The sequence below is a fragment of the Candidatus Methylacidithermus pantelleriae genome, assembly GCF_905250085.1.
In the GTDB taxonomy this organism is placed as follows: domain Bacteria; phylum Verrucomicrobiota; class Verrucomicrobiia; order Methylacidiphilales; family Methylacidiphilaceae; genus Methylacidithermus; species Methylacidithermus pantelleriae.
Genome location: NZ_CAJNOB010000034.1, coordinates 108719 through 121275, shown reverse-complemented (window position 1 = coordinate 121275; position 12557 = coordinate 108719). Strand labels below are relative to the sequence as shown.

At 55.3% G+C, this 12557-nt stretch carries 9 protein-coding genes and 2 rRNA genes; 5 read left to right on the top strand and 6 right to left on the bottom strand.

Going from position 1 to position 12557, the window contains the following annotated elements:
- The first annotated feature begins 89 nt into the window (after nucleotides 1–89).
- Nucleotides 90–668: a DUF2939 domain-containing protein gene (locus tag KK925_RS07965; RefSeq protein WP_174582247.1), complete on the top strand. Its 579-nt coding sequence runs from the start codon at nucleotides 90–92 to the stop codon at nucleotides 666–668.
- On the opposite strand, the gene KK925_RS07960 is transcribed toward KK925_RS07965, so the two are convergent.
- The 4 genes from KK925_RS07960 to KK925_RS07945 form a co-directional block, all read right to left on the bottom strand.
- On the bottom strand, nucleotides 662–1453 hold the full coding sequence (locus tag KK925_RS07960) for an ABC transporter permease (protein ID WP_174582246.1): 792 nt from the start codon (nucleotides 1451–1453) through the stop codon (nucleotides 662–664). The genes KK925_RS07965 and KK925_RS07960 overlap by 7 nt on opposite strands.
- Complete coding sequence (locus tag KK925_RS07955) at nucleotides 1450–2214, bottom strand: ABC transporter ATP-binding protein (RefSeq protein WP_174582245.1); 765 nt, start codon at nucleotides 2212–2214, stop codon at nucleotides 1450–1452. Before KK925_RS07955 ends, KK925_RS07960 begins: the two co-directional genes overlap by 4 nt.
- A 352-nt stretch (nucleotides 2215–2566) precedes the next feature.
- Entirely contained in the window at nucleotides 2567–4501 is a 1935-nt protein-coding gene (locus KK925_RS07950) for a coiled-coil domain-containing protein (protein WP_174582157.1), read from the bottom strand.
- A 116-nt stretch (nucleotides 4502–4617) separates the two neighbouring features.
- Nucleotides 4618–5166 carry a hypothetical protein gene (locus tag KK925_RS07945; RefSeq protein ID WP_174582244.1) on the bottom strand — a complete coding sequence of 183 codons (549 nt, stop codon included), beginning with the start codon at nucleotides 5164–5166 and terminating at the stop codon, nucleotides 4618–4620.
- A 989-nt stretch (nucleotides 5167–6155) separates the two neighbouring features.
- On the opposite strand from KK925_RS07945, the gene KK925_RS07940 reads away from it, so the two are divergent.
- From KK925_RS07940 to KK925_RS07925, 4 genes are all read left to right on the top strand, one after another.
- Entirely contained in the window at nucleotides 6156–6338 is a 183-nt protein-coding gene (locus KK925_RS07940; RefSeq protein WP_174582243.1) for a hypothetical protein, read from the top strand.
- A gap of 677 nt (nucleotides 6339–7015) precedes the next feature.
- On the top strand, nucleotides 7016–7327 hold the full coding sequence (locus KK925_RS07935) for a hypothetical protein (RefSeq protein WP_174582242.1): 312 nt from the start codon (nucleotides 7016–7018) through the stop codon (nucleotides 7325–7327).
- A 138-nt stretch (nucleotides 7328–7465) separates the two neighbouring features.
- Nucleotides 7466–7615: a hypothetical protein gene (locus KK925_RS07930; RefSeq protein ID WP_174582241.1), complete on the top strand. Its 150-nt coding sequence runs from the start codon at nucleotides 7466–7468 to the stop codon at nucleotides 7613–7615.
- A gap of 4 nt (nucleotides 7616–7619) precedes the next feature.
- The gene (locus tag KK925_RS07925) at nucleotides 7620–7793 is read left to right on the top strand and encodes a hypothetical protein (protein WP_174582240.1); all 174 of its coding nucleotides are present in this window, start codon (nucleotides 7620–7622) and stop codon (nucleotides 7791–7793) included.
- Nucleotides 7794–9318: 1525 nt separating this feature from the next.
- Here the strand turns inward: KK925_RS07925 and rrf are convergent.
- Both rrf and KK925_RS07915 read right to left on the bottom strand, forming a co-directional pair.
- Nucleotides 9319–9434, bottom strand: a 5S ribosomal RNA gene (gene rrf / locus KK925_RS07920).
- A 123-nt stretch (nucleotides 9435–9557) separates the two neighbouring features.
- Nucleotides 9558–12433 (bottom strand): 23S ribosomal RNA (locus KK925_RS07915).
- Nucleotides 12434–12557 lie beyond the last annotated feature (124 nt).

The following is a 12557-nucleotide window of genomic DNA, read 5'->3' as shown; positions in this document are numbered from 1 at the left end:
GGCGCGATGGTTCACCCCCACGATAGGGCAGTCAAAAGGAAAGTTACCGTTTGTGCCCCGCGCAAGAGCTCGGCAAGGGAGTCGAAAAGGTGAAAAAGGTAGGGGCGCTTGCAAGTCTGGGTTTATTGGCTTTTGCCCTCTGGTACTTTCTTTCTCCCTTCTTCGCGTACGAGGCTCTCCGGCGCGCGGTTAAGGAAGGGGATGCCGTAAGCTTGGAAAAACTGGTCGATTTCGCGAGCCTACGGGCTTCGCTCAAACAGGAACTTAAGGCCCGGATCCTGCGCAATCCTCCGCCTGGGCAACCGGAGGAAGAAGACCCTTGGGAGCAACTTTTCCAGGCACTGGCCGGAAAACTAGGGGTAGCTCTCGTCGATCCCTTGGTGGATTTCCTTGTGACCCCTACGACTCTTGCCGAACTTTTAAAGCAAAAGGAGGGAAACGAGGAACCACTTTTTCGATTGCCTCATCCTTCCTGGCAAAAGGACAACCCTCTCGGCGATAAGCAAAGAGGACATCCCTGGCGTTTCTCCTTCCCACGGTGGGGAGCTTTTCGGGTGGACGAGTCCAATCTCCGGCTATGGTTTCAATGGAGATGGACGGGCTGGAGGCTCGTGCGTATCGAGTTTCGATCTTCCACGCTTAAAGACAACCCCAAGCCCCTTCAATGAGTGCCTAGCTTCGTTAATAGCCCGCGTACTCGCGCCGAAGTGTACAACCGGTAAAAACACACTCCTGCTAAAAGCAGATAGATCGCATTAAGACCGCTCGCCCAAAGGAGATGATTCCACGAAAGCTGCCCGGACGACAGTACCTCTCGAAGGCCCTCAAAAACGTGGGTGGCCGGGATGAACCAGGCAAACCTTCTCACCCAGCTAGGAAGGACCGCCAAGGGATAGAACACCGCAGCAAAGGGTTGAATGAAAAAAGGAACGGCCCAGGCCAATGCCTCGGCGGCTTGGCCCCAGCGAAGGATTAATCCTGTGGTCAACATACCCAAGCTCCATCCCATAAGGATGAGGTTGCCCGTGAGAGGAGCTAACCGGGTTCCGATGGCCCAGAGGTTAAACCCCCATAGACTGTACGCCAACAGCGTCAAAAGGACCGCGATCACGGTCGTTTTGAGCAAACCAGCCAAGTAGGTAGCCGCTAAAAATTCCCGGAGATGAAGGGGAGAAGAAAAAAGGTTTAACACGTTACGAGACCACACATCCTCGAGAAAGGCTAGGGTTAACCCTTGCTGAGAGCGGTAAAGGATGTCCCAAAAGATCATGGCTCCGATGAGAAACGTGATCCCGGCAGGCAGGGTTCGGTGGGCACTTTCTAGGTAGTGGGTGACAAAACCCCACACCAAGAGGTCCATGACCGGCCAGAAAAAGGCCTCCAGACTGCGGAGGGGGTTGCGGTAAACGAAAAGATACCGCAGGAGAAGCGCCTGGATTCGACACAACTTCATGGACTAGCGGAACGGGGAGGTTCGACTGCTGACTTACCCTCCCTTGCCAGGGAAATGAAAAACTCCTCCAAGGACTTCCTTCCAAAACGCACGGCAACCTCCTTCGGAGGTCCCTCCGTCAAAAGTCTGCCTCGGTAGAGAAAAAGGACTCGATCACAAAGCTCTTCAATTTCCCTCATATTATGAGATGTATAGATCATGGTGATCCTTCTTTCTTTCTGCAGCCGTTGAAGAAGCCTACGAACTTTGTCTGCAATATCGGGATCCAACCCTGCAGTAGGTTCGTCCAGGAGGAGAAGCTCGGGATCATTTAGAAGAGCCTTGCACAGATTAACCCGGGTCATTTCACCCGAAGAAAGCACCCCGGTGACCTTTCGAGCGAGATGGGGAATTTCCACCAGTTCCAAAAGTTCCCAAATTTTCCGTTCCGCTCGCCGGAGTCCGTACAGGAGAGCAAAGATCCGCAAATTCTCCAAAACACGTAAGTTGGTGGGTAAATTCGTGTAAGCCGAGACAAAATTCGACCTTTGGAGAATCTGGACCCGGTGTCCATTCATCGGAAGACCAAACACCCGGATCGTCCCACAGCTCGGTAAGGTCAGGCCCAAAAGCATGTGGATCACCGTAGTCTTTCCAGCCCCATTCGGGCCAAGTAATCCGACGGTTTCTCCCTCCCAAACCCGAAACGTAAGATCTTCAACTGCGACCGTGGGCCCGAATCGTTTTCCGAGTGCTTCAACCTCAACAACCGGCTCTTGCATCTACAGAAGTCCTTTCTATCCTCCAAAGGTCCGCGGGTCCACATTTCCTCCTATGGAGCCCTCTTTGCGTTTCGCAAACGCATACCTCTCCAGATGAGGAAGAAGAAAGCAGGCTTTCCACCAGGACTTACAGCCAGAGGAAGCTGCGCCGCGATCTTGGATCCAAAAAGCGTTATCCCTGGTAAAAGACGACAGGCTTCCGCAGAATCCTGCGACAAAGACCAAGAAATGAGACCTCAACTACCCATTCTACGACACCCCCTAGCCACCACGAGTATCCCGAGCGCTGGAAAAGCTCCACGGGGAGTAGACTTCCTAGGAAAAACCGGCGAGAGCCTCGCCAAAAGGACGATTAGCGATGGAAACCCCCTCCGCGGAAGCCTCCCCCGTGAAACCCTCCTCCCCGGAAACCTCCTCCGTGAAAAGCGCCACCACGGAATCCCCCTCCAAATCCACGGAAAGCACCGCCTCGAAAACCACCCATACCTCCAAAGGACCGAAAGCCCCCATGGCTCGGTCTCCAGCCGCCTCCCCATCCCCCACGACCCACCGGAGAAATCCCACGAAAGCCCCCGAAGCTCCTAGACGTGCCCCAGGATCTGGCTCCACCAAAGGAATGAACTCCTCCACTCCAGAAGCGCGACCTACCTCCGGAAAACTGTCGCAACGTTTGAGCGCGCGACAAACCAGCCGAGCTCCGAGGAGGGGAGAACCGAAAGGCACTCATCCCTCTTGCCGGCTGAAATGTTCTACCCGCAGAGGCTCCTCCGAAGGACCTGCTCGGTGGCTGGCTGAACCGAAAACCGCCCCTGCCCAAGTTTGCTCCTCCCCTTGGGTTCACATTCCCAAAACGGTTTTGCGGGGCACGCTCAAACTGGAAGCCCCGGGAAGCTGGGAGACTCGAGGAGAATCCTCGATTTCCTCCGGAAAGAACTGTCGACCGCTGTCCGATCTCATTACCCAATCGCCCATTGAGCCCTGCCAAGTTTCGGGAAGGATCCTGCGCGCCGGACAAAGCCGAAAAACGATTCCCCAGACCATTGCCCACAAACCCCCGGTTGCCTAAGGCTTGAAACCGGTTCCAGGGAGTCATCCGATTAAAGTTTGCGATGTTAGTCGCCCCGCCCAACTGGTTCCAGCGGGCCATGTTTCCGAAATTTCCCCACCGGTTCGCCCAGAAATTTCCCCACCGATTGCCCCAGCCAAACCATCGACCACCAGGAGGATCCCCATTCCATCCCCACCACCGGTTCCCTCCCCACCATCCATTCCATCCCCACCAGGAGGGACCACACCACCAAGGTCTCCAGCACCAAAACGGACTCCACCAGCCTCCCCAACCGACCCAAGGAAAACCCCATCCAAAGGAAATGCTAATACCTGGGGACCACCAACCGATCCCGACGCCCCAGCCGGGCCACCACCCCCAGCCCCACCAAGGCCACCAACTCCACCACCATGGCCAGAGGCCAATAGCAACCGTGGGGGCATAGGCATAGCTGTACCCGTAATCCCAGTCGTAATCGAGATCGCCATAATCATATGCGTCGTCGTAATCGTAGTCGTAGTAATCGGCGTAGATCGGTCCCGTCGCAAAATCGGCGTAGTTGCCGACGTAAGTCGAACCACTTGCTAGATAACCATACTCGTCCGGATAACCGGACCCGGCTGCGGCATACCCGTATCTCCGCACGTAACTATGGGACCCCCCCAGGGAGCGCGCTACCCCAGAGGGCTGAGACCCGCCTGGAACCTGCCCCGACGTTACACCTTCTGAAACCGTTTGCCCTTGAGGCGGGTTGGCCAAGGCATTCTGGGCAAGGGGAATCCACTGGTTCCGGACATCACTAGCGAAGCGTTCGAAAGCATCTCCTAACCGCTGGATCTCTTGGATCCTTTGTGTCTGTAAATAGCTCACAAGTTCATCGGAGGCCACTAAATGATACCGGCGAGCAATGTCTTCCTTGGCTTGCTCGATTTGCCGAACCACTTCTTGCGCCTGCCTTGCGTTGTCCGCTGCACGGCTCGCCAGTTGCTCTAGCTCCCCTACAGTGGATTGCGTGATCTTCGCCGGATCTGCCATAAGCGCTCGTAGTTGTTCGGACAGTTGGTTTAGATCCTCGCGCCGGGGAGCCTTGGCAAGCAAACGATCGAACGTGCGCGAAAACTCCGCCTTGGCTACTTCTCGCTGGTGACCCTGGTAAGTCTGGTACACAGCAACTCCTGTCGGAATAGCCGCCAAAGCCGCCGCTGCCCCTAGTAGGAGACTCAAACGCATCGTTTTCATTGTCGCCACCGTTCCAGGTTCTTGAACATAATCTAACGCCTGCTCTTTCTCCTGTCGAATCGACTCCCCTCTGATTCCTTTTCCCGATATCCTCTCTGATTCCTTTTTGCGATATGCTATCTCTTAACCGAGCGACCCCTCTCCTGAGGCTTTTCGGATTGCTGTTTTGCCGACGCGATTGCCTCCTCCACCATTGGGATAAGACTCTCGTCAATCTGATGGGCCATTTGGTCAAAGGCAACCGCTCTACGGGAAAGTTCCCCCATGCGGCCCGCCTGGAAAAAAGTCACCACCTCATCGGGAGAAGCCACTTTTCGACGGCGTGCAATCTCCTCCTTCGCCGATTCGGCTTCCCGCAAGGCGGAACGAAGCTGGTTGGCCAATTTTTTGGCCTCCTGACCGACCGAACGAAGTTCGTCGACCGACTTTTCCGTGAGCTTTTGGGGATCAGCCAAAATGCTTCGGATTCGCTCCCCTAACCGCCTCTGGGCCTCGCTTCCGGGTGCTGACGAAATGATCCGGTCCAGTGCAACTGCAAATTCTGCCTTGGCTTTTTCTTTTTGGTCCTCTCGATATTCTCTGTAAAGAAGCGTTCCCGTCAGGAGCAGAATAGCGACCGCAAAAATCCCTAGCGCTGAGGTACCGAGAAGCTCCTCTGTCTTCACGTTGAAAAAGAGCTATTAGCAGCTCCCCGCAAACCAAACCTACCAAAAAAGCGGCTTTTTGCATAAGACGTTTCTCATAAGCTTTTGGTTTTCCTCTTAATGCCGCTGGCGTTTCTTTTCTCCCGCTTTTCCCACGCGCACATTTCCGATCCATTGAACCCTTCTTCCAAAGTCTCCACCGCTTGATCGACGAAGACCTTCCAAACGTACCCCTTACAATGGTTGCCCCATTCTCCAGCCAACACCGCTCCTCTCGGAAAAGGGGTCTATCTCCAATCCTCCTGTCCAACCGTCCCCCAACTGGTCACGGTCCTGAGACGCCGAGAATTAAACAACGGAAATCGAAAAAAAGGCGTTGGTCTTGCGCCATAAGTTCCCCTAAAAGTTCCGACGATCGGCAATCCAACGGGAGCTTTTGACCGGAAAGTGCCCTACAAGCCCCCTTGGTTTTTAACCATGGAAGAGGTCTAAAGCCCGACCAGGAGACACAAAACCCTGCCCGGTGCCTAAACCCAATAAAAAAGGGGAGAGCCCTCACAGCAATCATGCCAGCTGTCGGCCTCGGTTGGAAAAAAAAACGGTTGGAAACCATCCCGCGACATTGGGAGGGTTGCCTCCCCTTTTTTCAATAGCACCCAATAGCCGAAAGCCCTTATGAGGTTATCCTTAAGCCTCCCGCCTCCAGGCCGAGTTGCACTTGAGTCTTTTGCGCTCATGAAGCACATTTTAAGCGCAGCGCCCCTATGGAGCTTTCCAGACGAAAAGAAAGCATCCGAGAGTTTGCCAAAGCCCCTTCTTTTGGGCGAAACGGCGCAACGCAAATACCGGATCCTTTTACCTCAACCCCATCTGCTCCTGGTTCGCAGAAGACCTCGTCTCTGATTAGCGAAGCGCAAGAAACATCGCCACCCGACCCATGGGTCATCTCCCTAGGGTGGGGGTCTCCTATCGTTTTGCATCCGCGGCAGCGATGGAAAACATGGGGGATTGTGGGGCTCTTCTTCTTTTTGCCGTTGTTATGGGTTGGGCTTCCGCTTGTGGGGATGATTCTTGGAGTCTTTTTCGCTGGCGGTCACTTATGCTGGCACGAGACGATAGGAACTCTTGCGGGTTTCCTTTTGGCTAATGCAATTGCCATAGCCCTCCTGCGCTGGATCGCCAAACAGTCCTAATGTAACTTCGCGACCCTTTTCACCTTTGTACTTGCAAATCAACGACTCATGGGAAAGTGCGTAGGGTCGATAAATCAGAGGACTGTCCCTAGCTAACTCTTCCACAGGAAAAATCTTGGATGTTGTAAGGTGTAGACATTTAGGTCCAGGAGGTCCGTACCGATGGCAACGGGAAGGTGTACCGGCAGGTGGACGTCCGGCCGTCCTAGTGGGTGGCCAAAAAGGTGGAGAGAGGAGTTGGGCCAATGGGAGAGGCCGCTCCCGGTCGAAACGCAACAGCTTCTTCACACAAGCTTGAAACGCTGGAAGCTGGTCCCCCTGAAGGGCTTAAGAAGTAGGGGAGCCCTTAGATGATGGGGCGTTAGGGGTACGGAAAGAGGTGCGCCGAAGAAGGTGGGGTCCAGTGCAAATGCGTGCAGGAGTGAGAACGGAGCAGAACCAACGGTTGAGTAAAGCGTAAAGCGATCCCTTTTGGGGCGGATGTTTTTCTCTCCGCGGTGTGCGTTGCCAAAAAAACAAGGGAGACGGGTTTGGGGGCACTGTGGGGGTGGAGGAAAAAGGACTTGGAGGAAAAAGAGCTATACCGAACGATTGGCTGGGTGAAAAGGGGGTTTAGAGCTAGGTGGAAAAGAAGCTCTATCGCGAGGGTCGCCTCCCGGGAACGAGTTTGGTCCCTTATGATCTACCCCCGTGTGTACCTTGAGGGGGCAGGACTGGAGGGAGTGGCCGGTTATGGACACAGCCGGGTTCAGCGAGGGGGATTGGCGGCAGGTTTTTCTTCTCAATTGCGACCCATGCTCAAGGAGTTCCGGTTTTGTTGGAAAAATGTTGCGGGCAACCCGGGCGGATTCGAAGACGCTTGTGGCGTTAGTTGTGAGACTGCAAGACGGTTGGGAATCCAAAGATCGTTTTTGATGGAGGAAGGAAAAAGCCCGTCGAACGTCGAAGCGCTCGAAGGAGAGAGGGCTTCCGTATGTCACTTGAGCTAAGAGAACCCAAGCTCCAAGAGCGATCGTCGGGATTTGGCCAGAAGAGCGGCAGCATTGGCTCACCGACCGGACGTAACTTATGAAGGTACAAGGCAATGGGGTTCGATCTGTGATGCCCGGAGGAGAATGGCCTAGTCCTTGCGCGATCGGGCCCGGCGGGTAAGCCGGGTGCCTTCTGCCATCGAGGTATCGGCTGAGATTCCCAAAATGATCGCCGAAAAAACAGCCGATCCGCTCAAACTGGAGCGCGCGCTCGGTCGGGGCGTTCTCTTGCCTGCAACCCCATAAATACTTGGGAGTAGGGGGTCGAGCCTCGCGGCCGCTTCTGGCGGAAACGTACAGAGAGGAGCGGCTCCCAGAAGAGGAAGCGATCCATGGCTGGTATCTCCTGGAGGTTCACCTCTGGCCGCCGGAAGTTTCCCCCGGGGCAGTCCTCACTCATTATGAGCGACTCGCCGAGGTTTGAACCGGCCGTTCCCCAGCTCACAAGCTCCCTGGAAGCCCGTCCCCTGTATCCCTGGTAGGTGGCGATCCCGAGTCCTCAATTCCATACGGATCTTTTTCCTCGTCTACGGGCTCACCACCAGCCTCCGAGCCGAATGGATCTCGAAAGGTTTCCACGGAGAAGTCCCGCAAACCCCTTGGTCGCCCTTAAGCCATCCGCGTAGCGCAGCTTTAGTCCGAAGGCAAATTGTAGAGCACCGAATGCGTTGCGAAATACCCAAAGAAGGAAACCGAGCTACTCCAAAAAACTGGGTCTCATTCCTCTTTTTTTCGCGGGCCCAAGTGGATCACATAGGCAAAAGGAAACCATTCACTCGTTCGGTTGCAGTAATGTAGCTTCAGACAGTGTCGAAGGTAAGCTAGCCCTTCAGAGTCGATCAAGGGGATAAGATGGGTCGCTCCGAACCCTTCGGGCCCCTGGATTTTCCACGGGACTGAAAAGAGTCCGGAGAAGCCCGTTTGACCCGCGATGCGGAGCAAGAATGTTTTTCCGAACCCTTAAATCGAATCGCTACAACTCGGGTAAAGACAAACGGTGTTTCCCGTGCAGACGCTGCAACACTTACGCTAAGAACAAGCGAACCCGTTACCAACAGAAAAAACGCGTACTTGCCCACGTTCATAATTCATAAAGTAGACAACCATGAACGTTAGTAGGCTGCCTTGCTTCAGACCAGAACAGTTCACAATTCGGTCGGCACTTTCCCATGAAGGGAAGAGGTTTCGGGATAAGAAAAAAAATTGACATGTTTGCGTTCGGACGAACTCCAGGCTAGAGGCTGCTCGCACCTTGCCGCTGTTGCTTTTGAGAAGGATGATTTTTGGCAAAACGATCATGAAAAAACCAGGTGTATGGATTGCCATAAACTTGGTAGGCGCTCCACCGTACAAGTAGAACAAGCCTGCTGGCACTGGCCTCTCCACTTTGGGCATCTTTCTGAAGCCAGCCGATGGTGCACGGAGGACACGTTAGAGCAAGTCGGCCCGAATAAGCCCGATCGAACCCATTTCCTACCGTGAAAGAGAGGCTTGCGGTTTCAGCCTGCCATCCAAACCAAGTGGGATGTCCAGAAAGATCAAGTTCATTTATTCCCGCAACGTTCTGGCTTTCCATTGTTAACGGGGACTCCATCTCTACGGTTCCCACCCATTGGACCTCAGTTTCAGGCACACGCACACCGGATGGGTCCAGCCAGAGGCCGGCTCGGTAGCAAGGCCACTTACATCAGTCGAAGGACGTCCTGCGCCACAGTGTACGAGCAATAGCCCATCTCAGTCTATTTGGTAAAACTGGACACCGGATTGGTGGAGTCTTTTGCTCCCCCGAGCCCATAAGCGCCCTTTTTGGGGATAGAAAGGGCCATCAGGGGAGATCCCTCTAACAGAGGATGCACTCCCAAGACAAATGTCCGGCAGCTCCGGCGTTTGGCTCCAATGATACCGAGAAATTACATAAAAAATTCCGCTTGGGTAATACCCAAGCGGAACTCTGGCAACGACCTACTCTCGCGTGCCCTAGCGGCACACTACCATCGGCGATGACGCGTTTCACTTCCGGGTTCGGAATGGGACCGGGTGGTTCCACGTCTCTATGGTCACCAGATCCCTTTTTCCCTTCGGGCTAAAGGCACCTGGTGACCCCCTACCAGCCTTTAAGCGCTCTTTGAAAACTCCGATGGATTGCATGCGACCAGAACCCTGTCGCTCAAAAAGCCTAGAGGACCGAGTTCCAAAGCCAATCGGGTACTTAGTATCGCTCGGCTCAACGCGTTACCGCGCTTACACCTGCGACCTATCAACGTGGTAGTCTTCCACGACCCTGATGGGGAGACCTAATCTAGGGAGAGGCTTGGCGCTTAGATGCTTTCAGCGCTTATCCTTTCCGCACATAGCTACCCGGCGCTGCGCCTGACGGCACAACCGGCACACCAGAGGTGCGTCACTCCCGGTCCTCTCGTACTAGGGAGTGAATCCCTCAAGTCTCCTGCGCCCGCAGTGGATAAGGACCGAACTGTCTCACGACGTTCTGAACCCAGCTCGCGTACCGCTTTAACCGGCGAACAGCCGGACCCTTGGGACCTTCTCCAGCCCCAGGATGCGATGAGCCGACATCGAGGTGCCAAACCGGGCCGTCGATGTGGACTCTTGGGCCCGATCAGCCTGTTATCCCCGGCGTACCTTTTGTCCGTTGAGCGATGGCGATTCCACGTTCCACCACCGGATCACTTGGTCCTGCTTTCGCACCTGCTCGACCTGTCGGTCTCACAGTTAAGCCCCCTTCTACCCATGCGCTCTCCGCACGATTGCCAACCGTGCTGAGGGGACCTTAGAACTCCTCCGTTACCCTTTAGGAGGAGACCGCCCCAGTCAAACTGACCCGCTGCCGTTGTCCCTCGTCCCGCTTCAGGGCTCGAGGTTAGAACTCCCATTGCGGAAGGGTGGTGTTTCATTGGCGGCTCTGCCTTCCCCGAAAGGAAGGCTTCTTTGCCTCCCACTTACGCTAAGCATCCACAACGAGAATCCAGCAACAGCTTACAGTAAAGGTGCACGGGGTCTTTCCGTCCTACTGCGGGTAGGCGGCATCTTCACCGCCACTACAATTTCGCTGAGCATCTCTTTGAGACAGTCGCCAACTCGTTACACGATTCGTGCAGGTCGGAACTTACCCGACAAGGAATTTCGCTACCTTAGGACCGTTATAGTTACGGCCGACATTCGCTGGGACTTAGGCTCAGAGCTTCGCCTGGCCGAAGCCAAGCTAACCCCTCACCTTAATCTTCCAGCATTGGTCACGTGTCACTCCCTATACGTCGTCTTCACGACTTAGCAGAGAGCTGTGTTTTTGTTAAACAGTCGGTTGGCGCTGTTCACTGCGGCCCCCTTGCGGGGGCACCCCTTATTCCGAAGTTACGGGGCCAATTTGCCGAGTTCCTTAAAGAGATTTCACTCACGCGCCTGAGTATACTCTACTCGCCCACCTGTGTCGGTTTACGGTACGGGCACCTTAGTATTCACGAGGGCTTTTCTCGGCACCGCCTTCGAGAGATCCCCTCCGGATTGCTCCTTTGGGTCCCCTTGCGGGACAAGGACGTTCAGCACCTCGCCTCTCTCCGGACGATGCGTCCCCCTCGCTTAAAGGTCGGTGGTGCCGGAATATTAACCGGCTTGTCATCGCCTACGCCTTACGGCCTCGGCTTAGATCCCGACTAACCCTGGGCGGACGAACCTTCCCCAGGAAACCTTAGGCTTACGGCGGGCCGGATTTTCACCGGCCTTATCGCTACTCATGTCTGCATTCTCACTTCCGTGCGCTCCACAGTCGGTTACCCTCCCGCTTCACAGCGCACAGAACGCTCCCCTACCGCACAGGTTTGCCGAGGCAAACCTGCACCCGCGGCTTCGGTATGACGCTTATCGCCAATCATTTTCGGCGCCCGATCTCTCGGTGAGTCAGCTATTACGCACTGTTTAAATGATGGCTGCCTCTAAGCCAACATCCTCACTGTCTTCGAGATCGGACATCCTTTCCACTAAACGCCATTTAGGCACCTTAGCCGGCGATCTGGGCTGTTTCCCTCTCGACGATGAAGCTTATCCCCCACCGTCTGACTCCCGTGCTCCACCCCGCGGTATTCAGAGTTTGGTTGGATTCGGTACCCTGGTGTGGGCCCTAGTCCATCCAGTGCTTTACCCCCGCGAGTCAGCACACGAGGCTAGCCCTCAAGCTATTTCGGGGAGAACCAGCTATCAGGGGGTTTGGTTAGTCTTTCGCTCCTACCCACAGCTCATCAGAGGCGTTTTCAACCGCCACCTGTTCGGACCTCCATCACCGGTTAAGGTGACTTCATCCTGGCCATGGGTAGATCACCTCCCCTTCGGGTCTACTGCCCGCAGCTTGGCGCCCTGTTAGGACTCGCTTTCGCTTCGCCTCCGCCTTTACAAAGGCTTAGACTCGCCACGGACAGTAACTCGCAGACTCATTAAGCAAAAGGCACGCCGTCACCCTTTCGGGCTCCGACACCTTGTAGGCACATGGTTGCAGGCTCTCTTTCACTCCCCTAAACGGGGTTCTTTTCACCTTTCCCTCACGGTACTGGTGCACTATCGGTCGCTGGGTAGTATTTAGCCTTACGCGGTGGTCCGCGCAGCTTCACGCGGGGTTCCCCGTGCCCCGCGTTACTCAGGATCCCGCCGGGCGTCGTTTGGTTTTCGGCTACGGGCCTCTCACCCTCTATGGGGCGACTTTCCATCCGCTTCGCCTAACCTCCCGACTACCCGTGATGGCGGTCCTACAACCCCTTGTCCGGGCCTTGCGGCCGGGACAAGGTTTAGGCTCTTCCGCTTTCGCTCGCCACTACTCACGGAATCGAATATCTCTTTCTTTTCCTCCGCCTACTGAGATGTTTCACTTCGGCGGGTATCGCTCCGAAGGCCTATGAATTCAACCTTCGGTGACGCGACATTCCTCGCGTCGGGTTACCCCATTCGGAGATCCCCGGATCACAGCGTGCTTCCCGCTCCCCGGGGCTTATCGCAGGTTGCCACGTCCTTCATCGCCTCCCAGCGCCAAGGCATTCACCATGCGCCCTTAGTAGCTTAGGAGCTCGGACAACAAGAAACGGTCGCTTCCGACCGCCCTGGCCCCTAGGCTCCGCGAAACGCCAGACCCTGGCACATACCCATCCATCGGAAGTTTTCAAAGAACGCTCAAAGGCTAATGCGCCCC

Excerpts from the sequence above, each read along its gene's own strand:
- KK925_RS07960 (WP_174582246.1), bottom strand. The coding sequence starts at position 1,453 with ATGAAGTTGTGTCGAATCCAGGCGCTTCTCCTGCGGTATCTTTTCGTT.
- KK925_RS07955 (WP_174582245.1), bottom strand. The coding sequence starts at position 2,214 with ATGCAAGAGCCGGTTGTTGAGGTTGAAGCACTCGGAAAACGATTCGGG.
- KK925_RS07935 (WP_174582242.1), top strand. The coding sequence starts at position 7,016 with ATGATCTACCCCCGTGTGTACCTTGAGGGGGCAGGACTGGAGGGAGTG.
- KK925_RS07950 (WP_174582157.1), bottom strand. The coding sequence starts at position 4,501 with ATGAAAACGATGCGTTTGAGTCTCCTACTAGGGGCAGCGGCGGCTTTG.